The organism is Porifericola rhodea, assembly GCF_030506305.1.
Taxonomy (GTDB): Bacteria; Bacteroidota; Bacteroidia; order Cytophagales; family Cyclobacteriaceae; genus Catalinimonas; species Catalinimonas rhodea.
This window is the reverse complement of sequence record NZ_CP119421.1, coordinates 3,303,625-3,330,596: the sequence shown is the minus strand read 5'-3', so window position 1 is coordinate 3,330,596 and position 26,972 is coordinate 3,303,625. Positions and strand designations below refer to the sequence as shown.

Sequence of the window (26,972 nt, the reverse complement as noted above, 5' to 3'; positions counted from 1 at the left end):
AATCGATAAAAATTAATGGAAATACTGGAGCTTTTTAAGGCTAACAGGCCCTAAAATGCCTGAAGGTTCAGGCTTCCAGCGCGTAGCATCAAAGGATTGGTATGTAATATCTACCATATTGATGTCATAAAACTTCTTCCATTCTACTCCCTGACTATCCAGGTAGCGCATACGGTTGGCCGACAGGTTTTGTACAATTAGCTCCAAACGGTTTTGAGATTGCATTAGAGAGTCTTCCAGAATAATCTCATAGGGCAACGCCCAGACGGTACCTACCTCTTTATCATTAAGAATCACCTGTGCACTTTCTCTGAGCTCGCTAAAGCTCAACAGATAGGCTTCCGCACTATCCTGCTCCATAAGGTCAAAATCTAATATGTAGCGAGCTTTTCCACTATAATACTGTAAGCTGGTATCTGGCCAGTTGGTCCAGGAAGTCAGACTATCAACCGTAAATGAGGTAGTACTGAGCAGCTCTGTATTACCCTTTATAAACTCTACCTTCCAATCAGAGGGCAAACTTATAGCTTCATTTACTGCTGTGTAGAGGTAGTTCTGGGTATTTACTGCCTTGTCGTATGTAATTATCAGGCAGGACTCTCCTGGCTTAAGTTGCAGGTATACCTGTGTACTATTATTCACTGCCGTATGGTCTACCAGGCCTCGCTTATTGCTAAGTGGTTTAATCATTTCTACTACCTGTGCAGGTACAGCAAGTCGTATCGGCCCCTCACTAAATTGGCTACTCAGATTACTAATAAAGTAAAGGTGTCCATGAGCATGTTTCTTACGAAGAAAATCTAACCCCTGATCCTTCATACTTTCCCGGCTAAGCCAGCTAATGGTTTGTAGCTCATCCACCGTCTGTAAAAGCTGTATGTTGGCTATAGACTCAATATCTTGATTAACCTTTTTAAGTTTTTCTTCATTTTCCTCCCACTGATGATATGCGGCAACTGACTGCGGCAGATTTTTCATAAATATGAGTTTTGCACCATCAGTAGCCAGTTGGTGCAGCTTTTCCAGACTTTCCAGAGGTATATACTCCAGCGGAGGTAGTAAAAGGGTTTGATAAGTTGTGCCATTAGCCGTCTGCAATTGTTCTCCCACAAGGCTAAGTTGCTGTAATTGAAAGTCAGAGAGGTAATCAAAAGTATAGCCTTTGTGCCAAAGTTCTCCGGTAAGCTCCCCTACCGCTGAAGCAGAAAACCAGTCTTCATAGTGGTGCACATCCAATTGAAGCAGCCACTTTCCTTTTTTGTTGGTCCAGAGGTCGTGGATAGGAAAGTAGAGCAGAATGTCATTATCTGGTTTGGTGTTTTGCAAATAGCTCTGACACTCGCTAATGTAGCGGTTGAGTTCTGGTAACTCATCCCAGAAATGGCTATTCTGGTTAAAATTGGTAGACGCATAAAACAACCAGCCGGGAAACTCAGCCCGCTTGGGAGAATAAGGCATGCCATGATAAAAAATATGATTAATACCAGAGACAAAGAGTTCATCTATCTGCGGCTTAACCTGCGAAAGCGACACTTTAAAGTGATTACCCAGCCAGGTAGTAGTTTCTGAGCTAACCAGTGGCTTGGCGCTTAAATGCGCAGCAGAAGAGGCAAATTTCATCATTAAAGGACTGGGCTTTCCAAACCTTTCCTCTTCAAAGTCTTCATCTATACGCAGCCCGGGAATGTTAAACTTGCTTGTACCGAAAGATTCTGTTTCAGGGATGGTGGCTTGTGCGTAGAGATCCAGGATATTCCCTGGAGAGCCATGAGCCTGGTTTCTGGTCAAGCTGCCTTGCTCATTACTCCAGTTGGTCCAGAGCGACGTAAAATTGGCATAGAGAAGCTCTGCCAGAGTAGCTCTCACATCATGTAGTACTCTACCATGCTCCGCATGACTGCTATCATTTACAATCGGCAATACTTCCTGCAAAGGATAGCCTTGAAGGCTTTCAAATTTTTTTAGAAAATTTTTAGTCCAGTTGGCTCCATAAACTTCATAAGAGTCATGATAAAATGAACGGGGAGGCGCTTCATTTATTAAATCAGCCAATGCTGAGTCGTGGTGTTGTAGATAATCTATGACCGATAGCGAATCAAAATAATCCATCACCAAACCCTCTCCACCAGGTGCGGCACGTTTTACCTTCTGCCCCGTGAGTGAGCTTGCCAGCAGCAAAAGTGTCCAGTCATTCTGGTCTACTTTAATCTCAAAATTCGCCTGATCAGATATATTCGCTATTTCTTTCGTTTCGCCCTCTGCATTAAGCAGTATTCCGGCCACAACACTTTTATGGTTATGCTGATTAAGGATTGAGTCTGTTTTAAAACTTATCAGCTCTGTAGTGGGGAAACGATAGCTGACGAGTTCGGCTTTTTTTGCCGCAAACTCCTCACTTACCTGAGGCCCCCCAAACGGCCAGCCGGTGCCTAGCGTTAAATCTACTCCCATCCCTAATGAGTCTGCTGTAAGGATCGTATGCTTAACAGCCGCTTTCCATTCAGGACTCAGATAACGCAAAAACTGCTCTTCTTCACCTTTTACACCGTAGATAGGGATAATATGCACGCCTCCCATGCCTGCTTGCTGGAAATCAGTAAGCTGCTCGCTAATGTCTTTATGAGTTACTGCACTGCCCAGCCACCACCAATAGGTCCAGGGCTTAGTAGTTTGATTAGTTTCAAATTGAAGCGGTTCTATATTTTGAGTACATGCGGAAATTAAGAGGCAAAGCCACAACAGTGTGTTTTTCATTGTCTAGTACTGACTTAAAATGCTTTTGATTCGTTCTAAAGATTGAGTTTTAGCATCCTTATTGGCTTCTCCTCCCTCCGGATCATCTCCTCTTCGCATAAACGCATGACCCGCACCTGAATAAATCTCATACTCGTAAGTATTCTTTGCTTTCTTCATCATCTGGGCAGTGCCCTCAATAGTGGCATTAACTCTCTGGTCATCTTCACCATAGAAACCATAAACTGGAGCTTCTATTTTAGCAAGCTCTGCGTAGTCGTCTGGGGCAGTACCATAAAACACTAGTGCTGCTACAATATCCTGGCTTAGGGTAGCATAGCGAAAGGTCTGTGAACCTCCCCAACAAAAACCCATTACAGCAACTTTGCTACTAGATGCAGGCAGATCTGCCACATATCGTTGTACAGCTTGCAAATCCTGTGTAACCTGCTGAGGGTCTAACTGGTAGATAGCTTCGCGAGCCGCGTCTGAACTAGGAAATTCGCTGGTTTTATCGTATTGATCATTAAAGCCAGAGAGTAGGTCGGGAGCAATTGCCAGATAACCAGCAGCAGCCATCTGATCAGCAAAGCTTCTGACCCAATCGGTAAGCCCACGGTTTTCGTGGATTACAATAACAGCTAATGCATTTTCTGATTTTTCGGGATAGGCGACAAAGCTATGGATGCTACGTCCATTAGACTGTACCTCCACCCACTCATGATGGCGGGGAGAATTTTCTAATTGCTTCAGGGCAAAATCCTGAGCATAGAGCCAGGAGCTAAAAAAGCTGCAAAGCAAAAGTAAGCAAAACTTGTTCATAGCAGATTAGGTTGGTTTGTCCAAGCTCAAGTTAAGCTTTATCTTAAAGAAGTAGAAACCTGTGCTGTGCTGCTAGTGCGAAAAGTGTACTTCCACTTGTTCTGTTTTGTCAGCTTTGCTGAAGTGTATTCTGTAAGTAATATGTTTAGCCTTGTGTGAAGGTTGCTGATCTACATAAGGTGAGTGAGCATTTTGAACCAGAGTATGCCATTCTCCTTCATCAATCTTACGCTCTATGGCCACTGCCTCCTGGCAAAGTTTTTCAAAATCCAGACGTGGTTGATTCTGCTCGTTCAAACTAATATGAACATGTCCTTTAGGTGTAGGTTTATGATTTTTGGTCTGAGTCATATTTGCTTAACTAACAAAACTTAGCCTATTGTTTGAAAGGCCATCATATCTCTGTTTTTCAGGCTATCACTTTCAGTTTTATTTTTTTCTTCCAGGGAGTCTTGATTGATAATTGTGTCCTGCCCATCTTTTTCTTCTGTATCTCCCCCTCCCGAAGTGCAGGCAGTTACTCCTATTATTAATGCAATTCCAAATAATACCTTAATCATCATAACTTTTTTTAGCTTACTGCAAGTATAATTAACAGTAAGCAAAAAATGTTCTGCTTTAATTCATCTTCATTCCGCTAGGAAGACATTGGTTCATACTAAGTCGCTGATCCATGGGAACATTTAGTGGCAATGGGTAATAGGCCGTTGCCTGATCAGCTAACTCAGGGTAAAGCTTCAGAAATTGCTCAGCTTCCGGTACCTCAGACTGGTTAGGGTCAGCATCCTTCCAGTTGCTGAGAAACTCGCTATAGTACTCAAAAGCGGTGGGGCCATCATTGAGTAACTCAGCAGCTCTGGCCATTCCTAAGAGAGATGCACTTCTGCGAGGCATTAGCTTTAGTGAGTGAGCAAAGGCATTCATTGCTTCCTGAGGCATATTCATTTCCAGCAGAACCTCGCCATATAGCTCATGGATAGGCTTTACTACATCTGGAGGACCAGAAGGCGGCTCCATGCTCTCTTCCAATGACAACCCTTGCTCAAAAAGACTGCGACTATCAGATACTTCGCCCTGATGATAGGCTATAAAGCCAGCCAGTGCTTTCTCATTAATTTCACAGAGCTTTGCATGATAGGTATCCTGCCTGTCGACAAACATCTTACGTATCAAAGCCATGTAATCTAGCGCCTTGTTTGCGGCTTGCTGATCATCCAGATGAACAGCACTAAGACCGGAGGCCAACATTTGACTACAGCGGGTATATAGAATGCGTCCACTTAGACCTTCAAGTTCAGGTTCAGGTAAAATTTGCCAGTATTCTCCATTTATAATGTAGCTGGCTTCCATCTGAGGCATGTAGCGCTCCATACTCTTTCCGGCTAGCTCAGCATAGTTCGTCTTAATCTGTTGCAGATTTTCAAAAGATTTACTGAACTGACCGCACTGTTCGTAACCGTATGACATCCAGCTCAGACTGTGATAATCCAGTTCTGTTATGTCCAGCCCTTTTTTCTCTACCCACTTCTGCGAAGCGGCAAAAGCGTCTACATTAGAGTTGATGACCTCTCTCCATAAACCTAACTGCACAAAAATATGAGAAGGCATGTGGAGCGCATGGTTAGACTCCGGTGCAATTTCAGCATAAGTGTACGCTGCCTCTAAGGCCATAGGGGCATGTAAAGGGTCGTCCAGAGCATGAATCAGGTAATGAACAGCACCGGGATGCTGACCATTTTGCTTGATAATTTTTTGAGAAACGGCAGCCGCTTCCATTCGCTCTTTAACATCATCCTGTTCAGGCCTGAGTACACCTAGCAGGGAGAGAGCATAGAAGGCTGCAACTTCCTGATCTTCGGGATAGCTCACATAGAAGTCCTTCATAAATTGCATATATGCATTGTCGCGCTTAAGCTTATTTTCCTCCTGGCTGTAAAGAAAGTCCAGCGATTTCAAATAGCTTTTTTCTTTTTCTGTTTTTGCTTTTAAAAGACGCTCTTCACTAGTAGCTCCCAGTTGATTTAAAACTTTAAGTGCAGCTTCTTTATCCTGATTTTGCCATAATGTGCTATTGTGAGCCATAGCCAGGCCCCAGTAAGCCATAGCAAAATCTGGATCTGCGTCTATTGCTTTTTGAAAAGCTTCTTGTGCTTCGGGATACCAGAAGTTATGTAGTGCCGCTACACCTCGGATAAAATGTGGCTTAGCTTCTTCATTTCCGCTTACCTCAAAAATGATTTTGCCAAGTGATGCTTGAGATTGTTTATCTGTTGTAGACTGAGGCCGGCAGGCAAACAGACCTGTCATTAGGTATAAAAAGAAGAAAAAGCGTAGCATGGCAGTACAGATTAGGTGTGCATAAAGTCTTACCTAATTTATACAGATTGAACAGAAGATACCAGCAAAGTCAGGTATTTATATTGGCATAGCAGGTTAGCACCAAATTTTTAGTAAGTTACTCCATATACTCTCAGTGGTATGACTGGGTTCCGGACTTAGGTACGAAAGACGTAAGAGCTAGCTGTTCTCTTTCCTTTTGTTGTGTAAGCAGATCGTAATAAGATACTAACGCAGTATTGTATGAAACTTCCAGAGAGGTAAGACTGATTGTTTGTAAACCTCCGCTTCGCGTCATCTTAAAATCAACCGTTGGATCTCCTTCTCCTCCATGCAAATGAAAGTTCTCAATGTTTTCAGCAGTAAACGCAGGTTCTTCCTTTAGCCATTTGGCAAACCACTCCCTTCGTTTAGTGCGCATCTGCTCATCGTAAAGCGTAACTGAAGACCATATATGTGGCTGAGAAGCATCCATCTGCGTATGGCTAAGTTTTTTGCTATCCCAGCGGATTTCATGTACCGTACTACGGTCTGGGTTTCGGCTTACTCTGACTAAGGTAAAGGGCTCTATCTTATCAAAGTTGTATTGCCGCAAAAAGTCTTCTACTGTGCTGTAGTTAAAAGACTCAACAATGACTCTCCCCCTGCTTTTACGATACGGCAGCTCTCTTTTATGCTTGACAAATGCACCATTGAGAAGACAGGCTGCATCTCCGTTTTCTGCTGCGAGTATCCATGTACCTCCTCCCTGAGGGTCCAGGGGCATTAGAAGTTGCCCCGCATTGCTCTGAGCCAGTGAAGGAAAAACAGCACCTTGCCTGGCAGTACTTTCATCCCGGTTAGATGTAAAAAGAAAACCTTCGGGTGTTGGAAGATATGTTAGTGTACACATAAAATTTCAAAAGCATATTTGATGTAGCAACACTAAACTGCGGCATAAGGTTTTCTGAACTGTTTCGTCCATAAACCTGGTAGCTGAGAGGTATATTATCAGATAATATTCAGGTAAAATGCCAAAGCAAGCAGAAGAGCAACGCCTAATATACTTAGTAGAATAATGGCCCATAATGGTAAGCCACTCTTTTTGGGTTGGTCAGACAGAATTAAAGTATCTTTAAGCTGCTGCATAAAATAGTATTCAATACCCTGAAGCACATCACGATGCGTATGTACAGCCTGAGCCAGTTCAGCATGCTCGCGCATACGCTGTTCAAAATCTGCCCGCTCATCGGCTGGCATTTCTTCATTAACGTATCTGTCTATCTGATCTCTATAGTTTGCCTTGTCTTCGCTCATGATTAATCTCCATAAAATTCGTCTCCACTATACTGATTGCGCAACATGTGCTTAAGAGTAGTAAGGCAACGCAGCTTTTGAGTTTTGGCTACGTTTTCGTTTTTGTACTCCAGGGTTTTGGCAATGGCACTCATGCTAAAACCTTTGAAGTAGAATAGCTTAAGAATAGTCTTACAGGGCTCCCCTATTTTCTCCATAAGAGTAGCTACAAAGCGCTGTCTGTCATTACTGGCAAAGCTATCTAGAGGTTCCGCATATAGGTTTTCTATGGCTACCGATTCTTCATGGTCAAAGATGTGGCTGTCCATGATTGCATCTTTCTGAATCTTTTTGCGAAGAATGTTTTTGCCTATAGCAAACAGGTAAGTTTTAAGAGAGCAGCTAAGTGTCTCAAGTTTACCCTGTACTATATTATGATGTAGGCAGATCACTGCGTCCTGAAAAGCGTCGGCAGCGGTAGGTTCATCCGTTTTGTAAGTAGCTTGAGCCCACTGTATAAAACCACTACGATGGCTTTGGTACACAGCTACTATACTTTCTTCGTCTCCTAACTTAATTTGAGTGATCAGTTGTTGATCTTCAGTATTAGTCTCTTGCACAACAGTTTGATTGCTTTTATGGGGAACAAGTTTACGTTTTATTGCAAACTCTATCTTTACTCTGTGTCCTTTTTTTTTGCAGACGTAATTAATAACAAATTAGCCAGAAAATCAGCATACAACCATCTTTTTACATAAAAAAACCACTCTTGCGGAGTGGCTTCTTATATAAGTTTTGTAAGACCTGAGGGCTAAAAAATACTTTCTTCGTCAAGCTGCTCAACCGGCTCATCTACCATAAGGGAATCTGGCTCTTCGCCTAATATATCAGACTCGTATTTATTACAATCTATTTCTATAGAAAGGCCACCTGCAGGTCGTTCAAACGCGCCTTTTTCAATGTCTAATCTTTCGTCTGCATAAACGTTCTTCATATATTCTGTCCAGATAGGCATAGCCATACGTGCCCCCTGCCCCAAAGCAAGGGTACTAAAGTGTACACTTCGGTTATCTCCACCTACCCAAACGCCTGATACCAGATTTTTGGTAACGCCCATAAACCATCCATCAGAATAGTTAGAAGTAGTACCCGTTTTAGCACCTACTTCATTACCCTCTCTAATCTCACGAGGGATTCCTCTTCCTGTTCCTCCTTCTTCCTCTGTAGCTCCTCTAAGCATATACAACATCAGGTAAGCCGTTTCCTCGCTTAAAGCCTCACGAGTATTTACCGGATTTTCGTAGATAGTATTACCATCTTTATCTTCAATGCGGGTAATAAACACGGGCTCTGTCCAGGTACCATGGTTAACGAATGCACTGTAGGCACCTACCATTTCGTACACTGATACATCTCCACCACCTCCAAGAGCCAGGGAAGGTACCGCTTCAATATTGCCATTGATACCCAAACGTTTGGCATACTCTACCACAGTTTCAGGTCCTATGCGCTTCATTACAAAAGCAGTAATTGAATTTTTAGACTGTGCCATAGCCTGGCGAATAGTCATTCTTTCACCAGAATAAGTACCTTCTGCATTTTTAGGTGTCCAGGTATCTTCTTCACCATTAGTGTATACCGAAAATGTTACTGGCGCATCTACCACTTCGTAGCAAGGTGAGTACCCATTGTCAATAGCAGCTGCATATACAAATGGTTTAAAAGTTGATCCCGGCTGTCGTTTACCCTGCATCACGTGATCGTACTTAAAATGCTTATGATTAATACCCCCTACCCAGGCCTTAATATGGCCATTGTGAGGATCCATTGACATGAAGCCGGCATGCAAAAAGTGTTGCATGTATTTGATAGAGTCAATAGGACTCATAGTGGTATCTATTTCCAGATTTTCACTATTCCAGCTAAACACTGTCATGTCCACAGGGGTGTTCATTACTACATCTATAGAATCATGACCACGGCCATACTTCTTTTCCAGACTACGGTAGCGTTCCGTACGCTTGGCAAGCATAGGGATAAAACCTTTCAGTACTTTCCCGTCTTCGTCTCGCCAGGGCTCTCCTCTTCCTTCCCAATGTTTTTTAAACAAAGCCTGCTGATATTTCATATGCTTTTCCACAGCTTTTTCAGCGTGTTCCTGCATACGACTGTCAATAGTGGTATATATTCTTAGTCCATCTTCGTAGAGATCGTACCCGTGTTCTCGTGACCAGCGAAGGAGCCAGTTTTGTACTACTGACCGGAAGTAAGTAGCCAGACCTTCGTTGTGGCTTTCTACCTTATAATCCAGTGCCATAGGCAATGCGGTAAGAGAATCATATTCACTATCTTCCAGAAAGCCATTCTTACGCATCTGGTTCATAACTACATTACGACGACGAGTAGAGTTCTCAGGATTTCTCGCAGGATTGTAGTAGGTAGCTGCTTTCAGCATGCCTACTATTGTGGCAGATTCTTCTACAGTAAGATCATGAGGGTGCTTGTTGAAAAATGTTTTGGCCGCGACTTTGATACCAAAAGAGTTACTACTAAACTCAGCGGTATTAAGGTACATGGCTAAAATTTCCTTTTTGGTATAATATTTTTCCAACTTAACAGCCACCAACCACTCTTTGGTTTTGATGATAAGCATACGCAAACCAGGGATTTTCATCAGCGGGCCTTCCATCTCTCCGGTTCTCGTTTTGTAGAGGTTTTTCGCAGTTTGTTGAGAAAGTGTACTACCTCCACCTTCCAGGTCACTGGCTCCAAATGTGAGGGTATATTTAATTACTCCCCAACCTACACGTGTTAATCCAATAAGGTCTATACCACTATGTTCTGAAAAACGAATATCTTCTGTAGCTATCAGTGCATTTACCAGGTTGGGCGATAGTTCCTCATAAGTTACCGGACTACGATTCTCCCTGTAATATTTACCTAAGAGTATGTTATCAGATGAGTAAAGCTCGGAGGACAAGTCACTTTCCGGGTTTTCTAACGCTTCCAGGCTGGGCAGGCCACCGTATAGGCCAAGAAAATCTTCACTTACAGTATAGATGTACAAAGGAAAACCAATGAGGAAAGCAAAAAAAGCAATCCATACTCCTCTTACTATCCATTTAAAAAGCTTCTCACGGCCATTTCCCTGACCTTGTTGTTTGCTCGTAGTTTCAGACATTGTGGTGTTGAGCTATTGAATGTAAATCCGGTTAATATTAATTGTGTTTCAGTAGGTGAAACAAAAATCAGACAAAATTGAATCCAAAAAGGAAGACCTCAAAATGCCATGTAATGCTTTTCGAAAAAAAGCAGATATTTATCTACATCCTGAGTTTGTAAAAGAATGTTAAGATTGTCCTGAGTGATGATAAAACTTTCGCCTACTTCTCCTTTTTGGCTAGCAGAAAGCTTGCTTAGAGGTCCTTGCTCTTCTGTAAACTTACGATAGTAGCTCATTGCATCTTCTTGCCCAGCAAACTTTTCTACAATAATCATGACTTTTCCTCCTTCTAACATCAGATTGGCTACTGTAAGATTACCATCGGCAAAGTTCTGCGCATTAAATTCATTGATAGCTTTGGGTAAATCCGTAGAAATTTTCTGGACATTATTGTAGAGAATAATAAACGAATGTGTCTGGTCAAAACGCTCTCGATAACGCGCACCCCTTCGTTTGGCTTCTGCCTCCTTAAACCCCTGTGCTTTAGTAAGCAGTTCCTCCGCATAGGCATAAAGGTCACTTTCAGGATACTCTTCCATAAAATTTTGTAGCCCCAACTGATACTGGTAATAGTCTTCTGTCTGGCCAGTAATTAGTACTTCCAGAAACTTCATATTATCAGTAAAGTCATTTTCAGTATACTGACTTAGACTGGCTGTTACAATTTGTTCTGCTTCCTCATAAGCCCCCCTATCGTATAAATCGTATGCTGACTTATAAAGCTTTTTCAGCTTTTCGCTTGCTAAAGTGCTCTCTTCGCGATAATTGGGGTTACGTATGATTTTGGCATAAATACTCTCAGGGAACTTTTGTAAAAGTTCATCACGGTAGCGCTCGTAAGTGTTATCTCCGAGTTCTTTGTACAGTAGGTAGAGCTCATACAAAACTTCAGGTCTGTACTCTGACTCAGGAAAACGCTCCATCATGGTTTCAAAAGTCTCAATAGCATTAGGCTTTTCTTCAAGATCAAAATTATAGATTCCTCCGAGTCGGTAGTAGGCCTCCTCTATGCTCGCCAGCGCCTCCTGCTGAGCTTCAGTTGTAAACGGGATATCCGCATATAATTCCTGCTTTCTACTTTCGGTAGTACTTTCGGTAACAGGACCAGTAGTAGGTATATCTTCAGCAGCTTCTATGGCTTCTGCATTGTCCTGGGCAAAGTTTTCTTCAATAGTCTTTTCTGAGCGTCTCCAGTTGTCCTCCAGTTCTCTGTTTCCCCATTTTCTAACGAACTCACTTCTACCAATACTCACAGCCGAGGGGGTATAAAAATACCAGTTCTCACCGCTACTGGCATTTGCACTAGCCGTTGTTTCGGTGTTTTGACTAAAAGGAGAAGAAAACTGATTGAAACTATTATTATTACTAGCCAAACGGTTGCGCCTCCTGTTTTCTTTCTCCTGTGCCGCAAGCAAACGATCTTCTTCCTCTATCATCTGATCCAGAAAAGTACTGAGTTCCACAGTATCCATTTGCGCTAATGTTAGCAGGCTATCCTGCCTTTGAATAATATTTAACTGATCTACAAAATTAGCCAGTACCTCCTGTCTTTCTGCTATCTGGTTATACTCTTCTTCATCCTGTGGCAGCACTGTCATCGTACTATCATAATATGCTTTAGCTAATTCGTAGTCCTTTATATCATTATAATAAATACGCCCTAAAGCCAGATAAGCATAGGCTTTTTGTCTACTGTTGTTGAGGCTGGCCTGTACCGATAAGTTGTAGTATTCAAGCGCTTCATCCAGGTTGCCCTGCTTCTGCTCAAAGGCAGCCATTTCATAGTAGATTTTGTCCTTATACTCCAGGTTCTTCTTGTCTTTTAGTAACTTCTTAAAATACTTTCTGATTTTACGGGTGTCGTTCTCCCGGCTAAGATCATAGACCTGTGCCATGTTAAGTCGCGCATAAAAATACAGTTCGTATTCCGGATTGCTTCTTAGTACTTCTTCATAGTTTTGGTAAGCCTGTGCGTCAAAACCTAAGTCCTGATACAGTTGCCCGATAATAAAATAAGTTCTTGCCCTGCCCTCATCATTACCCAGAAGCGGAGCTGCCAGCAGAAGGTTACCTACCATGTTGCTGTAATCTTCGTTTAGCTGTGCCAAGTACGCTCTGGTGAGATAAAGATTGGCTTTATTAGTATTGTTTAGCTTCTCTTTTTTCAGAAAATCAGAGACTGCTACAGCGTTATTCTGTTGGTTGGCCTCTATAAAAGTATACATCAGCTGTATAAGAGCGCGATGGCGGGCTTCATCATCTTCACTTTCAGTATTAACGAATTTAAAGGTTTTGATGGCATCTTCAAAGTTTTGGCGATACATCCGACACTGGCCAATAAGTATGTAGCTATCGTCAGCCCAGCGGCTGTTGGGGTGGCGCTCTATAGCGATAGATGACTTTTTTATACAGTCCTCTATTTGATTATCCAGACTGCTGATTAGAGCTGTATCTATTTTAGGGTAGATTTGGAGTATATCATTAAAGTTGTTTTCCTGACTATCTCTGATGGCCGCCTTTATCTCATCCATTCGCATATCTGCATAGAAATAGGCATTGTAACGAGCGGTTGTGTTATGGTAAACGCTTGCTACCATACCGCTACGCTCTGGCGCACAGGCAGATAACAGTAGACATATACTCCACCAAAGAATGTAATATTTGGAAAAAACTTTTACCTTCAAATGATTAATATTTAGATTTATACTAAAGCTCACGACAGACTTTGGAGAGCAGCAGCCCCCCGATTAGTCTAATATTTTTTAATCCTTACTTTTGTCCTGTCGGGGAATTTAACTATAATACTTTGAAGTCCAGGAAAACATTTTCAAATCGTTTAACTACCAAGTACCTACTCATAGTTCGCAATGAGGAGGATTTTGCTGAGAAAACGACTTTCACATTTACTTACGCAAAGTTAGCCCTTTTCATTGTATCTGTGTGTATAATAATGCTTGTAGGTAGTTTATTTTTGGTGAATACCTTACTAGAGCAGTGGTTTGATCCAAGATATGCTCAGGCAGAAGCCAACAGAAAGCTCATAGAACTTTCTATGGCGGTAGACTCACTAGAGATGCAGGTAAAAAAGAAACAGGATTTTATTTCTTCTTTTCAGAAAGTAGTAAAAGGTGATTCTCTGACTGATAATGAACAATACTATATTGAGAACTCTGGAGAGCGCATAGTAAGTACTGAGCAGATTAAGGAACCGGAAATCTCGACCGTTGACTCTCAGTTCAGGCAGGAGTTTGAAGAAGACGGTGTAGAGTTACTTACCGTAAGTACCAGTACATCATCAAGTCAGTTAGACGAATTATTTTTTTTTACGCCAATAACAGGTATTATATCTTCGTCATACAACCCCAAACAGGCACATTATGGTGTGGATATTGTTTCTAAAAAGAACGAACCTATAAAATCGGTAGCCGATGGAACGGTGATATTGGCTTCCTGGACACAGGATGCCGGCTATGTAATTGCTGTGCAACATCGCAGCAATGTAATTTCGGTCTATAAGCATAACTCCAGTTTGCTAAAAAAATCAGGTGATTTTGTAAATGCAGGCGATGTTATTGCTATTATTGGAAATACAGGGGAATTGACCTCGGGACCACATTTGCACTTTGAACTTTGGTACAACGGGAACCCTGTAGATCCTGAAGAGTTTGTATCATTTTAACTAATATAAATGACATGTTCAGTAACAATCAAAAAGAGAAGGTGAAGACAGAAGAAGTTAGCAACTCAAGCAGCATAATTGGCAAAGGCACATCAGTACAAGGAGACCTGAATACCGTAGGAAACATTCGTATTGAAGGTGATGTTAAAGGTAATGTCACTTGTAAATCTAAAATTGCTCTGGGGCAATCTTCATACGTTGAAGGTACTGTACTCGCTCAGAATGCTGAAATCGCCGGTGAGATTCAGGGTTCTATTGAAATTTCAGAACTTCTTATCTTAAGGCCTACTGCTGTCATTCATGGTGATATTGTTACCAATAAATTAATTGTAGAGTCAGGCGCTACCTTTAATGGCTCATGCCGTATGGGTGTTTCCGTTAGCGATATTGATTTTGACAGTGAGGCAGAAATCCAATCTACAGAAGACGACGACATTGAATCAACCTCCGCAGAAAAAGAATCAAGATCAGTTTAAAGCTTATGTCAAGTACTCTGGACTAGCTTTTCAAATGATAGCCGCTATGGGACTGGCTGTTTGGGGTGGTATGGAACTAGATGAGTCTATGGGCAATGGTTTTCCACTTTTTACGATTATCTTTGCCCTACTTGCTTTTGCGAGTACTCTCATAATAACCATCCGAAGTTTACCCAAACAGTAAATGTTAGAAAAAAAACAGTCCTGGCTTGCACTTTTTTTATTTGCATTAGTAGTTGCTCTTCTCGTATTTCTGGTTCAGCAGATAGTTCCGATCTGGGTTTATCATGGTGCCTATTACATCGTTCTTTTTTTTCTACTTCTAACGCTTTTAACGCAATACCTCACCCAAATGGGGCTTAAACACGCTCCAGACAAGTTTGCTTTCGTTTATCTAGGAACCATGACCCTCCGGCTGATTATCAGTATTGGCATTATTCTGATCGTGCTTTTGCAGGATATTCCCGACAAAATCACTTTTGTAATCAATTTTGCCATTGTGTATTTAGCTTTTTTAATTTTTGAAATATATGCCTTATTAACTACCTTGCGCTCAAATTTTCAAACGAGGGCAGAAAATGCGGATAAAAAGCAAAAAAACACACCGTAACTTATTCTTATTCAGCTACATAATTTTATTTTTCATTACACTTTCAGGCAATGAGCTCCAAGCTGCTGATGGAGAGCCAGACCCTGAAACAGAAGGTGCAACAGAGTTTATCTTTCACCACATTGCTGATTCTTATGATTGGCACTTTTTTACTATTGGTCATACACACGTAACGCTTCCTCTTCCGTTAATTCTATATTCAGAAGACAGAGGACTTGAAGTATTTATGTCTTCCAGCTTTCTGGATGAGGATCACAATTACGTACCTTACAAAGGCTACGCACTGGAGGATGATGGTTCGCACCTTGTATCTCTAGAAGGGCGTACTTTCTACGACTTTTCTCTTACGAAAAACATTGCTGCCATGATTTTGAGTGTAATTGTAATGCTCCTGATCTTCCCTGCGGCAGCATCCAGATATAAAAAAGCTCCTAATTCTGCTCCTAAAGGAGTACAGGCGTTTATAGAGCCAGTGGTTATATTTATCCGTGATGAGGTAGCTATACCAGCCATAGGAAAACATAAGTATCAAAGGTTTATGCCTTACCTACTTACTGTATTTTTCTTTATTCTGGTAAACAACTTATTAGGCTTATTACCAGGGGCAGCAAACGTAACAGGAAACATATCTATCACGCTTACCTTAGCACTAATTACTTTCCTGATTACCCAATTCAGCGGAAACAAATATTATTGGCAGCATATTTTCAACACACCCGGTGTACCCTGGTGGTTGCTGCCTATCATGATTCCAGTAGAAATTATTGGAATGTTTACCAAACCCTTCTCTTTGATGGTTAGGCTTTTCGCCAACATCACTGCTGGTCACATTATCATACTTAGTATTATCGGCCTGGTATTTATCTTTGAAAGTATTGCTGTAGGTCCCGTAAGTGTAATCTTTGCCTCGGTAATGAACTTTCTAGAGCTTTTGGTGGCATTCTTACAGGCATTTGTTTTCACTCTGCTTTCTGCTATCTACTTCGGTGGCGCTGTAGAAGAGCACCATCATGAAGAGGGCAAAGCGCTTGAGGGAGAAGGCAACCTTGCTCCTTTGCAGAGTGATTCTGCAATGGTTTAATCAGCTTTCATTTGTTTCATTTATATAAATTAGTTTAACTCTTATGTTGTTAGCTTTATTACTACAAGCTGCTGAATCAGTTTCTGGATTAGGAACTATGGGTGCAGCACTAGGTGCCGGAATAGTTGCGTTAGGCGCTGGTCTTGGTATCGGAAAAATTGGTGGTTCTGCGATGGAAGCAATTGCTCGTCAGCCTGAATCAAGCGGAAGCATACAAACTGCTATGATTATCGTAGCTGCCCTTATTGAGGGTGTTGCTCTTTTTGGAGTAATTGTTTGTCTTATTATCGCTACTGCGTAAAGCAAAATTTAAGCATCCGGCTCTTGGCATTAGGCCCTGAGTCGGTTCTTTAATGAAACAAATTACTATCCGTAACTTTTCACTTTACATACATTAACTAAGCATCAATGGATTTACTTACCCCAGATTTTGGACTGATAGTCTGGCAGATCCTCATCTTTTTGGTTGTACTTTTTGTGCTATCCAAATTTGCATGGAAGCCTATAATCAATGGGCTGAACGAACGTGAGAATTCAATTGAAGAAGCCTTACTCTCTGCAGAAAAAGCTAAAAACGAAATGGCTCAGCTCAAAGCTGACAACGAAAAACTATTAGCTGAAGCCAGAAAAGAAAGAGATAATATTCTTAAAGACGCTACTGCAGCAGCAAACAAGCTTAAAGAAGATGCTCGTGAGCAGGCTAACAAAGAAGGGGCTCGTATTATTGCGGATGCTAAATCTGCTATAGAGCTACAAAAAAATGCTGCTCTTGCTGAAGTAAAAGACCAGGTAGCTAAGCTTTCTGTGCAGGTAGCAGAAAAAATCCTGAGAGAAAAGCTTAGCAGTGATGAAGCACAAAAAGAATACGTCTCAAAACTAGTTAATGACTTAAATGTTAATTAACTCAGCTAAAACGGACTTTTATATATGGTTAATTCAAGAGTAGCATCTAGATATGCAAAGTCACTGTTAGGCCTAGCAGTGGAAAAAAATGTTCTTAAAGAAGTCTATCAAGACATGATGCTCTTCAAAGAGACATGCAAAGCCAATCGCGACTTTGTTTTGATGCTTCGTAATCCTATCATCAGTCACGAAAAAAAGAAGGCTGTTCTATACGCGCTTTTTCAAGATAAATTTCATCCTATTACCCTGACTATTTTTGATGTAATCACTCGCAAAAACCGTGAAGCTTATCTTCCGGCTATTGCAGAGTCATTTGAAAATCAGTATCGTCATCATCAGGGTATTGCTAAAGCCATCATTACCAGCTCTGTACCTCTTACCGAAAAGCTAAGGGAAGAGGTTACTTCATTAGTGGCCAAGCAAACCGGGAAAAAAGTTGAGCTGGAAGAGCACGTAGACTCAACTCTGATCGGTGGCTTTGTACTTAAGATTGGAGACCAGCAAATGGATAACTCTGTAAAAGCTAAGCTAAAAGCTCTTACCTACGAGTTTGCTGACAACAGCTTTGTGAAGTCGTATTAAATTGAATTTTACTAAAAATCTAAAACCTGATATATAATGGCAGAAGTAAGACCTGATGAGGTTTCAGCAATATTAAGAGAACAGCTTTCAAGTTTTAAATCGGAAGCTGAGCTCGAAGAAGTAGGTACTGTACTGCAGGTAGGTGATGGTGTAGCGCGTATCTACGGATTGACAAAAGCTCAGTCTGGTGAGCTTTTAGAATTTGAGAACGGACTTAACGCTCTGGTTCTTAACCTTGAGGAAGATAATGTTGGTGCGGTACTTTTAGGAGAGCAGGGAGACATTAAAGAAGGTGATACCGTGAAACGTACTAAGCGTATTGCCTCTATTAAGGTAGGTGATGGTCTTGCCGGACGTGTAGTAAACACTTTAGGTGACCCTATTGATGGTAAAGGGCCTATTGAAGGTGACCTTTACGAAATGCCTATTGAGAGAAGAGCTCCCGGTGTAATTTACCGTCAGCCGGTAAATGAACCACTACAAACGGGTATTAAAGCGATTGACTCTATGATTCCGATCGGTAGAGGTCAGCGTGAGTTGATTATTGGTGACCGCCAAACTGGTAAAACAGCAGTAGCGATAGATACCATTATCAACCAGAAAGAATTTTATGATAAAGGAGAGCCTGTATACTGTATCTATGTAGCCTGCGGGCAGAAAGCCTCTACTGTAGCTGGTGTTGTTTCAGCTCTTGAGAAAAATGGTGCTATGGCTTACACTACTGTAGTGTCAGCATCTGCCTCTGACCCTGCCCCTATGCAGTTCTTTGCTCCTTTTACAGGTGCAGTTATTGGAGAGTACTTCCGCGATACCGGTAGACCTGCATTAGTTATTTATGATGACCTTTCTAAGCAGGCAGTTGCTTACCGTGAGGTTTCTCTACTCCTTCGTAGACCTCCAGGACGTGAAGCTTACCCTGGTGATGTTTTCTACCTTCACTCTCGTTTGTTAGAGCGTGCTGCTAAGCTTAACTCAAATACTGAGATTATAAAACAAATGAACGACCTTCCTGAGTCTATTAAGCCTCTGGTAAAAGGTGGTGGTTCATTGACAGCACTTCCAATTATTGAAACACAGGCAGGTGACGTTTCTGCATATATCCCAACGAACGTAATTTCAATTACTGACGGACAGATTTTCCTTGAAACCAGCTTATTTAACGCTGGACTTCGCCCTGCGATTAACGTAGGTATCTCTGTATCTCGTGTTGGGGGTTCTGCTCAGATTAAGCCTATGAAAAAGGTGGCCGGTACACTTAAGCTTGACCAGGCGCAATTCCGTGAACTGGAAGCTTTTGCTAAATTCGGATCTGACCTTGATGCTGCCACTCAGCTTACCATTGACCGTGGTAGAAGAAACCAGCAGATACTGAAGCAAGCTCAATTCTCTCCTATGCCGGTAGAAGAGCAGATTGCCATTATTTATGCTTCTACTAAAGGCTTTATGGACAAAGTAGCTATTGACAGAGTTAAAGAATTTGAAACAGAATACTTAAACCTGTTGAGAGCTCAACATAAGGATACCCTAAAAGCACTTTCTGAAGGGAAATTTGAAAGTAGCCTGACGGATGTATTAGGAAAAGTTGCTTCTGAACTTGCTCCTAACTACAAAGGATAGAATAACTATAAAGGGGCTATGTAACGCGCATAGCCCTACTTCTTAGACTCACAAAACAATAACATGCCGAGCTTAAAAGCAGTAAAAAGCCGAATAGCCTCTGTAAAATCCACGCAGCAGATCACCAAAGCTATGAAAATGGTAGCTGCCTCTAAGCTGCGTAAAGCACAGGACCGTCTGCTACAGATGAGGCCTTATGCTGAAAAACTCAACGTGATACTCAATAACGTATCTTCCAGCTTAAGCGAAGAAAATGTTAGTGAGTATGCCAAACAAAGAGATGTCAAGAATGTGTTGTTTGTAGTTTTTACTTCTGACAGAGGACTTTGTGGGGCCTTTAATACCAGCTTATTCCGTTACCTGCGTCAGCTCATTTCTAATGAGTACAGTACCTATGAGCGTAACAACAGGCTACATCTGATGACTGTGGGTACAAAAGGTCGTGATTACTACAAGCGTAGAGGACAAAACCCTATCGAGAAATACGCAGAACTTTTTAGTGAGCAGTCTTTTGAGAATGTACGAACTGCCGCTGAAGCCGTAATGGAGATGTACGAAGGAGGCGAAGTGGATAAAGTAGTTCTGGTATTTAATACCTTTAAAAATGTAGCTACTCAAGTGGTTACTAACGAACAGTTTCTTCCTGTACAATCTTCTAATGAAGAAGAAAGCAAAGAAACAAATAACAAGATAGACTATATCTATGAGCCTTCTGAGGAGTATATAGTGGAAGAACTAATTCCTCAGTCGCTTAAAATACAGTTTTACAAAGCTTATCTGGAATCAGCTGCAGCTGAGCAGGGAGCACGTATGACAGCGATGGATCAGGCAACTGATAATGCAGGTGAGCTGCTCAAACAATTGAAGCTTACCTACAACCGTACCCGTCAGGCAGCAATTACTAAGGAGATACTTGAAATTGTTGCGGGTGCAGAGGCACTGGAAAGCTAATTTTACGTATACATTATTTAGAAAAGCCCAGTATTGGGCTTTTTTTTTGACCTTTGCCCAAGCATCCATGCCATTAGTCTAAAATTAACACGCATATGCTGTAATTATAAGAGCTTACAATACTTTAACTTTGCTTATTTACAAGCCCCCTTACTTTGAGCTTTTTCAAGATTTTTAACATTGCTCGTATTCTCAGTCTGGATGTTGTGCTGGGAGCAGTAGTAAGCAGCCTGTTTATCGCAAAATATATGGGGCTGTTAATACCAGTGAGTATAACACTCGCTCTTGGAGAATGTGTGTGGCTAATTTACACACTGGATCACCTCAGTGATGCTCGTGCTATTCCACATCAGGCAAATACACCTCGTCATAGGTTTCATCAAAAATATTTTAAAGCTCTCTCCATTATTTTTATCCTTGTGTCTATAGGTGGCTTAATTACCCTTAGCTTCCTTCCTTTACGCCTGATAGTGTGGGGCTGTATTATTATGTTATTTGTCGCCTTATACTTTTGGTCAATCCAATTTTTGGAACTAAAGACACTTTTTCATAAAGAAGTAGTGAGTGCGCTACTCTACTGCTTGGGCATATTTCTGCCGGCATATTATGCAAATAGTGCTTCCCTGCCTACCTCTGTTTACTTACTTTTTGCTCAATATCTGGGTATGGCACTTTGCAATCTTCTGCTTCTTGCCTGGTATGAAAAAGATGTAGACACTAAAGACCAACATACTTCATTAGCAGTAGTAGTTAACGAAAGATACTTACGACATGTCATACAAATTTGCCTGTTGTTAGTTTATGGTCTGGCTGTCGTTAGCTTTTTATATTTTAACGCTGAGCCAGAATTCAGATTTGTACAGTTTATCGTGTTGGGTATGGCTACAAGCTTACAAGCCATATTAAGCTTTCCTGCTTTTTTCAGTGCTAAGGAGCTATACCGTAGTCTGGCAGATGCCATTTTCTTTTTTCCTTTAATTTATCTTCTACTTCCATGAAGCCAAATAGCTTTCAGGCAATAGCTCCCTATTATGACTTTCTCGCAAAAATAGTTTTCGGCCAAAATATACTGAGAGCACAGAAAGTATTTTTAGATAGGCTACCCAAACATGCAAATATCTTATTTGTAGGAGGCGGAAGCGGAGAAATTATGTCAGATTTACTATATCAGGCCCAACCTAAACGGATTACCTACATAGAGGCATCATCAGCTATGCTGGCCAGGGCAAAAAAAGGGTATCAAAAAATATCTCATCATATAAAATCAGATACACATGTTGAGTTTATTTGCGGTACCGAAGCTCAGATTCCTTCAGGCACACTATACGACGCTGTACTGACATTTTTCGTACTAGATGTGTATAACAGTAATGAAGCTAAGTTAATGGTTACAAAGCTTTCCTACATCCTTAAAGACAAAGGAGAGTGGTTATTTGCAGACTTTACGAAAGAAGGGAAAGGCATAAGCCGTTTATGGAAAACAGTTATGCTCAAGCTGATGTACAAATTCTTCAGTTTGAGTAGCGGTCTAAAAAACCAAAGCTTACCAGATTTTACCGAAGTATTTCAAAGTATAGGGTATATGCCTTTCCAAGAAAGATTTTTTTACCACAGATTTATCAGGAGTGCACTCTACCGGAAAGTTGTTGTTTGAACACCTCTCCTACTTCTTCTACCATTTTGGGCGAACCAATAAATAGTGGTGTTCTTTGATGAAAACTTTCTGGTTGTATATCCATAATACGCTGCCTTCCATCAGTAGCTAAACCACCTGCCTGCTCAGCTATAAAAGCCAAAGCATTGCACTCATATAAAAGCCTGAGCTTTCCCTGAGGGTTAGCATTGGTAGAAGGATACAAGTAAATACCTCCCTTAAGCAAATTGCGATGAAAATCCCCTACTAATGACCCAATGTAGCGGGCAGAAAATTTACGCTGCTTACACTGCTCTATATAATTACGGATATTATCGTCGTATTCGTAGTAATACCCCTCGTTAATAGAAAATATTTTACCATTTTCTGGTATGCACATATTACGATGGGATAAAAAGAACTCTCCTAATGATGGCTCATAAGTAAAGCCATTAACCTTATCACCGGTAGTATATACCAACATAGTTGATGAACCATACAAAAGATAACCCGCAGCGATTTGAGCATTACCTGGCTGCAACATATCTTCTTCTGTAGCACGGGTCCCAAGCTTGGACTTGCGTCGGTAGATAGAAAATATAGTACCTATAGATACATTAGCATCTATGTTAGATGAACCATCCAGCGGATCAATAGCTACCAGATACTTTGAGTTGGGGTTAAGGTGTATAATTTCTTCTTTTTCTTCAGAAATAATTGCACAGACCTCGCCGCCATTTTTTAGGGCACGAGTAAACCTGATGTCCGCAACCACATCTAGCTTTTGTTGGTTTTCTCCCTGCACGTTGGTTTCACCAAAATCACCCAGAATATTGCCCAGGCCAGCCTGGTTAATTTCTCTGTTTAGAATTTTGCCAGCCAAAGCAATGTCTCTCAACAATTGTGAGAGTTCACCTGAGGCAAAAGGGAAGCCATCCTGATTAGTTTTGATAAACCTATCAAGAGTGGTCCCTACCGGGAGTCCAAGGTTAGTCGTCATAATATTTCACTAAATAAGTACAAACACTCGCACATTAGCTTAGCTAAAGCTGATGTTCCTTTTTTATATAATCTAGCAAATTTTGACAGCTTCTCCACAAAATCTCATAAACTTCTATAAATCCATCAGCACCGCTCCAATAAGGGTCTGGCACATTAAGGTTCTGAGCCTTATCTTCAAACTCTCTCATCAGAAAAACCTTATAGCTCTTCTGAGTAGCTGAGCTTTCTAGCCTAAGAATATTCTTTTTATTGTCTTCATCCATCGCAATGATATAATTATATACCTCAAAATCATCCGCGCTAAACTGCCTTCCTTTATGGTCTAGTGCCAGTTTATTCTGCAATACAACTTCCATAGTACGCTTATCAGGAGTTTCCCCCATATGGTAATCAGAGGTGCCTGCAGAATCACATTGAATCTGGTTTTGAAGGTGCTGTTCTTTGAGCAAACCGTTAAATACCGCTTCGGCCATAGGAGATCGGCATATGTTTCCCAGGCAAACAAATAATACATTAATCATAAGCTAAGTGAATGGTAAATTAATATTTAAACTTGATAGGACAAAGATGCGAAAGCATGGGAATTTGAAAAACCGGTACCCTTAAGATTTAATGAGGCCTAAAATCCAACAGCGATTATATCCTACGATTTGGATTCATGTTTTTCTTCATCTTAAAAAAAAATTAAATAATATGAAATAAATTCAATTTTCAAACAGTTGATTATCAGTTTATTACGTGTAAATATAATAATTTTATATTTTTTTTTAAGAGACGGGGTTACCTTTCCTTAACATCTAGTATATATAGGTACATAACACAAATTGTTTTTATTCATACACCTGTTTACAGCAAGAAAACCTTCTTTAATTAAAGAAGGTTTTTTCTTTTTACCCCTCTTATCTTTTCAAAATTCTATTCATTATTGTTTTGTACAACTAACGCGGAACTTTGAGCCTATGGCAAAAAAAAACCAACTCAAAGTGAGTTGGCATTTCTCTTTATTCTCGACCTAATTCAAAACCTATTCATCATTAAAAAGCATATTCATTTTTATTGATAAGCAATTGAGCGATTGATCTTCTCAACTCTTTCAAATTATACAGATCCATCTTGGTAAAGCGCTTAAGCCCCATAAGCATAACTCGCTGCTCATCTCCTTTAGCAAAAGAAGCAATGGCTTCTTTACCGTTACTATTTATCTTATCTACTGCCATATGAAGATAAAGCTGTGTCATATTGATCTGCTCACGGCAAGCTTCTTCTCCCTTCATGCCAATCAGCTTCTCTGTACGCAAAATGGTAGATTCTGCAGCATAGATTTCTATCATCATATCAGCAATATTCATGAGTATTTCCTGCTCCTGATCCAGCTTAGTGCCAAAATCCTGAGCTGCTTTACCAGCTACCATTAATACAGACTTTTTCAGATTCTTTAGTACCTCTTTTTCTTTGGCAAATAGCCCTGTCATATCTTTTGCTGAAAAGTCTGGTACCGAAGTCAATTCTTTACCTACTGCCATTGCCGGGCCCAGCAGGTTAATCTCACCTTTCATAGCACGTTTAATGGTCATACCTACCAGTAACATACGGTTGATCTCATTAGTACCTTCATAAATACGGGCAATACGCGCATCACGATAAGCTCTTTCCATCGGTGCATCAGCAGAGAAACCCATTCCTCCATAAATCTGTACTCCTTCATCTACGCAATAGTCCAGTACCTCAGAGCCATGTACTTTCATAATAGCGCACTCAATGGCAAACTGCTCCACTCCTTTCAATTTCGCTTCGTTTTCCGACATGCCTTCATCCATCAGAGCCTGAATGCGATCTTCTATATCCTGACCGGCACGATAACAAGCGGCTTCTGTAGCGTAAATGCGAGCAGCCATGTTTGCCAGCTTCTGTTGAATGGCACCAAAGCTGGAAATTGATACCCCAAATTGCTTACGCTCATTTGCGTAGTTTACCGAATCGCTCACGACTTGCTTACAACCACCAATTACACCTGCACCTAACTTGATTCTACCGATGTTCAGAATATTTACTGCTATCTTAAAACCATTACCCCGCTTGGAAAGCATATTTTCTACGGGTACCAGGGTATCGTTAAAGAAGACCTGACGGGTAGAAGAGCCTTTAATACCAAGTTTCTTCTCTTCCTCATTCATAGTAATGCCACCAAAGGATTTTTCAACGATAAAAGCAGTCAGGTATTTATCATCTTCAATTCGGGCAAATACAATAAAAAGATCGGCAAACCCAGCATTGGAAATCCACATCTTTTGCCCGGTTATTTTATAGTGCTTGCCGTCTTCGGTAAGAACTGCTTTGGTTTTACCAGAGTTAGCATCAGAACCCGCGTCTGGTTCAGTAAGGCAGTAGCAGGCTTTCCATTCGCCACTTGCCAGTAGAGGTAAATACTTTTGTTTTTGCTCTTCAGTACCATAATACAGAATAGGCAAGGTTCCTATACCTGTGTGAGCACCATAAGCGGTAGAAAACGAACCTGCAGAGCCTATAACATCAGCTATCAACATAGAAGTATTGAAGCTCATACCCAGGCCTCCATATTCTTCAGGAATAGAAATTCCTAAAAGGCCTAATTCACCAGCTTTGTCAAGCAGGCCAGGCATAAAGCCAGGTTCCATACTATCCATTCTCTCAATGTTAGGAGCAATTTCTTTATTGATAAAGTCCTGAGTGGCATCTGCCATCATACGCTGCTCTTCGCTAAACTCTTCGGGTATGAAGATATCTTTTGCCTCAGTCTCTTTAATCAAAAATTCTCCACCATTGATCGTGTGTTTTTTTGCAAGTGTATCCATGAGTCGCTGTATTTAACTTTATATTTTCTGGGTTAAGTGTATTCATATTTATTATGCATACATAACAAATATACTAATTAGTTCGAGTATTAGTATGCATGCATAACTTTTTTTTGAGTAATTTTTAGCGCGCTTACTTACACTATAAAAGCCACCAGGTAAAAGAGACTGAGAAAAGCGTTAACTTTTTTGCTTTAGATAGTTATATAAGGATAGCAGGCTTTCAAAAAGTAAAAGAATGCTCAATTTCATTTTTTAATATGGCACAAGACCCGGAAACCTTAGAAAAACAAAGAAGCATTGTGGAAAGTCAGGCAGCCCTGGCCCGTAAGCACGTGAACAATTATAAAAGTAAAGACAACACCGATAAGTTAGTAAAGCTTAAAGAGGGTGGTGAAATACTGAAAGAACAGATTCAGATGGCGCTTACCGAGTATCGCCGTCATAATAAGGCTGTATTTTTCTCGGCATTTTCCGGAGGTTTGGAAATAGGCTTCAGCCTCTTACTCATGGGTACAATTTATACCATGTTTAGTAGTACAATGGATGATGCCAGCCTAAATATTGCGCTTGCCTTCGCTTATCCTATCGGCTTTATTTTTGTCATATTGGGGCGGTCAGAGCTATTCACGGAACATACTAATCTGGCTGTACTGCCAGTGCTAAACGGTTCTGTACGGGTAGTTAATTTGCTGGAACTCTGGGGGATTATCTTTCTTGGCAACCTATTAGGAGGATACCTGTTTGGATTTATTTTAGCCAAGATGGGGCCATCTATGGGGGTAGTTAGTAAAGAGAGCCTTTACCACCTGGCCCATAAAATGGTACAATACGATTGGTTGCTTACCCTGGGTAGTGCTATGTTTGCCGGTTGGCTTATGGGCCTACTTTCCTGGCTGGTAACTTCTTCCAAAGATACAATCAGTAGAATTCTGGTCATTATTTTAGTAACTACGGTAATTGGTATTTGCGGATTGCACCACTCCATTATAGGCTCCATAGAAGTTTTTACCGGCATGCTGGTAGACTCACGGATAAAACTAGCGGACTATCTTCACTTTCAGACTTTTACCACTTTAGGTAATATTCTGGGCGGAACCGTCTTTGTAGCCATTGTTAAATATAGTCATTTAGGAAACGCACATTTAATTAGCGAGCGCTTCCAACAACATAAGCAAAATAAAAAAGCCGGAAATTAACACTTCCGGCCTTAGCAA

26 protein-coding genes are annotated in these 26,972 nt (G+C 41.0%); 13 read left to right on the top strand and 13 right to left on the bottom strand.

Going from position 1 to position 26,972, the window contains the following annotated elements; genetic code table 11:
• Positions 1–12: 12 nt before the first annotated feature.
• The 10 genes from PZB74_RS13635 to porW all read right to left on the bottom strand — a co-directional run bounded on the left by PZB74_RS13635 (position 13) and on the right by porW (position 13,107).
• Positions 13–2,754, bottom strand: a complete 2,742-nt coding sequence (locus PZB74_RS13635) for a glycosyl hydrolase (RefSeq protein WP_302236905.1) — start codon at positions 2,752–2,754, stop codon at positions 13–15.
• Between the two features lie 3 nt (positions 2,755–2,757).
• Entirely contained in the window at positions 2,758–3,555 is a 798-nt protein-coding gene (locus PZB74_RS13630) for a dienelactone hydrolase family protein (protein WP_302236903.1), read from the bottom strand.
• A 72-nt stretch (positions 3,556–3,627) separates the two neighbouring features.
• A complete protein-coding gene (locus PZB74_RS13625) occupies positions 3,628–3,906 on the bottom strand; it encodes a hypothetical protein (protein WP_302236902.1) in 279 nt (92 codons plus the stop codon).
• A 20-nt stretch (positions 3,907–3,926) separates the two neighbouring features.
• Complete coding sequence (locus tag PZB74_RS13620; protein WP_302236900.1) at positions 3,927–4,118, bottom strand: hypothetical protein; 192 nt, start codon at positions 4,116–4,118, stop codon at positions 3,927–3,929.
• Between the two features lie 55 nt (positions 4,119–4,173).
• Positions 4,174–5,892: a hypothetical protein gene (locus tag PZB74_RS13615; protein WP_302236899.1), complete on the bottom strand. Its 1,719-nt coding sequence runs from the start codon at positions 5,890–5,892 to the stop codon at positions 4,174–4,176.
• Positions 5,893–6,025: 133 nt separating this feature from the next.
• Complete coding sequence (locus PZB74_RS13610) at positions 6,026–6,784, bottom strand: NRDE family protein (protein ID WP_302236897.1); 759 nt, start codon at positions 6,782–6,784, stop codon at positions 6,026–6,028.
• Positions 6,785–6,882: 98 nt separating this feature from the next.
• A complete protein-coding gene (locus PZB74_RS13605; protein WP_302236896.1) occupies positions 6,883–7,188 on the bottom strand; it encodes a hypothetical protein in 306 nt (101 codons plus the stop codon).
• Between the two features lie 2 nt (positions 7,189–7,190).
• Positions 7,191–7,787, bottom strand: coding sequence for an RNA polymerase sigma factor (locus tag PZB74_RS13600; protein ID WP_302236894.1), 597 nt, complete (start codon positions 7,785–7,787; stop codon positions 7,191–7,193).
• Between the two features lie 191 nt (positions 7,788–7,978).
• The gene (locus PZB74_RS13595; RefSeq protein ID WP_302236893.1) at positions 7,979–10,348 is read right to left on the bottom strand and encodes a penicillin-binding protein 1A; all 2,370 of its coding nucleotides are present in this window, start codon (positions 10,346–10,348) and stop codon (positions 7,979–7,981) included.
• A 98-nt stretch (positions 10,349–10,446) separates the two neighbouring features.
• The gene (gene porW, locus PZB74_RS13590; protein WP_495885126.1) at positions 10,447–13,107 is read right to left on the bottom strand and encodes a type IX secretion system periplasmic lipoprotein PorW/SprE; all 2,661 of its coding nucleotides are present in this window, start codon (positions 13,105–13,107) and stop codon (positions 10,447–10,449) included.
• Between the two features lie 257 nt (positions 13,108–13,364).
• On the opposite strand from porW, the gene PZB74_RS13585 reads away from it, so the two are divergent.
• The 12 genes from PZB74_RS13585 (at position 13,365) to PZB74_RS13530 (ending at position 21,943) form a co-directional block, all read left to right on the top strand.
• Positions 13,365–14,069, top strand: a complete 705-nt coding sequence (locus PZB74_RS13585) for a M23 family metallopeptidase (RefSeq protein WP_302236889.1) — start codon at positions 13,365–13,367, stop codon at positions 14,067–14,069.
• A 14-nt stretch (positions 14,070–14,083) separates the two neighbouring features.
• Positions 14,084–14,545: a bactofilin family protein gene (locus PZB74_RS13580; protein WP_302236887.1), complete on the top strand. Its 462-nt coding sequence runs from the start codon at positions 14,084–14,086 to the stop codon at positions 14,543–14,545.
• Positions 14,439–14,729 (top strand): AtpZ/AtpI family protein, encoded by a 291-nt coding sequence (locus PZB74_RS13575; protein ID WP_302236886.1) that lies wholly within the window; start codon positions 14,439–14,441, stop codon positions 14,727–14,729. Before PZB74_RS13580 ends, PZB74_RS13575 begins: the two co-directional genes overlap by 107 nt.
• A complete protein-coding gene (locus PZB74_RS13570; protein WP_302236884.1) occupies positions 14,730–15,155 on the top strand; it encodes a hypothetical protein in 426 nt (141 codons plus the stop codon). It abuts the gene before it with no gap.
• Positions 15,124–16,236 (top strand): F0F1 ATP synthase subunit A, encoded by a 1,113-nt coding sequence (gene atpB, locus PZB74_RS13565; protein WP_302236883.1) that lies wholly within the window; start codon positions 15,124–15,126, stop codon positions 16,234–16,236. Before PZB74_RS13570 ends, atpB begins: the two co-directional genes overlap by 32 nt.
• A gap of 43 nt (positions 16,237–16,279) precedes the next feature.
• On the top strand, positions 16,280–16,537 hold the full coding sequence (gene atpE, locus PZB74_RS13560; RefSeq protein WP_302236881.1) for an ATP synthase F0 subunit C: 258 nt from the start codon (positions 16,280–16,282) through the stop codon (positions 16,535–16,537).
• Positions 16,538–16,644: 107 nt separating this feature from the next.
• Positions 16,645–17,139: a F0F1 ATP synthase subunit B gene (locus PZB74_RS13555; protein ID WP_302236880.1), complete on the top strand. Its 495-nt coding sequence runs from the start codon at positions 16,645–16,647 to the stop codon at positions 17,137–17,139.
• Between the two features lie 24 nt (positions 17,140–17,163).
• Positions 17,164–17,721: an ATP synthase F1 subunit delta gene (atpH, locus tag PZB74_RS13550; protein WP_302236879.1), complete on the top strand. Its 558-nt coding sequence runs from the start codon at positions 17,164–17,166 to the stop codon at positions 17,719–17,721.
• A 36-nt stretch (positions 17,722–17,757) separates the two neighbouring features.
• A complete protein-coding gene (gene atpA / locus PZB74_RS13545) occupies positions 17,758–19,338 on the top strand; it encodes a F0F1 ATP synthase subunit alpha (RefSeq protein WP_302236878.1) in 1,581 nt (526 codons plus the stop codon).
• Positions 19,339–19,401: 63 nt separating this feature from the next.
• Positions 19,402–20,289 (top strand): ATP synthase F1 subunit gamma, encoded by an 888-nt coding sequence (atpG, locus tag PZB74_RS13540; RefSeq protein WP_302236875.1) that lies wholly within the window; start codon positions 19,402–19,404, stop codon positions 20,287–20,289.
• Positions 20,290–20,444: 155 nt separating this feature from the next.
• Positions 20,445–21,287, top strand: a complete 843-nt coding sequence (locus PZB74_RS13535; RefSeq protein WP_302236873.1) for a hypothetical protein — start codon at positions 20,445–20,447, stop codon at positions 21,285–21,287.
• On the top strand, positions 21,284–21,943 hold the full coding sequence (locus PZB74_RS13530; RefSeq protein ID WP_302236870.1) for a class I SAM-dependent methyltransferase: 660 nt from the start codon (positions 21,284–21,286) through the stop codon (positions 21,941–21,943). Before PZB74_RS13535 ends, PZB74_RS13530 begins: the two co-directional genes overlap by 4 nt.
• On the opposite strand, the gene fbp is transcribed toward PZB74_RS13530, so the two are convergent.
• From fbp to PZB74_RS13515, 3 genes are all read right to left on the bottom strand, one after another.
• Entirely contained in the window at positions 21,909–22,922 is a 1,014-nt protein-coding gene (gene fbp / locus PZB74_RS13525) for a class 1 fructose-bisphosphatase (protein WP_302236869.1), read from the bottom strand. The two genes, PZB74_RS13530 and fbp, sit on opposite strands and share 35 nt — an antisense overlap.
• A 43-nt stretch (positions 22,923–22,965) precedes the next feature.
• Entirely contained in the window at positions 22,966–23,445 is a 480-nt protein-coding gene (locus PZB74_RS13520; RefSeq protein WP_302236868.1) for a low molecular weight protein-tyrosine-phosphatase, read from the bottom strand.
• Between the two features lie 513 nt (positions 23,446–23,958).
• A complete protein-coding gene (locus tag PZB74_RS13515; protein WP_302236866.1) occupies positions 23,959–25,755 on the bottom strand; it encodes an acyl-CoA dehydrogenase FadE in 1,797 nt (598 codons plus the stop codon).
• A 260-nt stretch (positions 25,756–26,015) separates the two neighbouring features.
• Between PZB74_RS13515 and PZB74_RS13510 the strand changes: the two genes are divergently transcribed.
• Positions 26,016–26,954 (top strand): formate/nitrite transporter family protein, encoded by a 939-nt coding sequence (locus PZB74_RS13510; protein WP_302236865.1) that lies wholly within the window; start codon positions 26,016–26,018, stop codon positions 26,952–26,954.
• Positions 26,955–26,972: the final 18 nt, after the last annotated feature.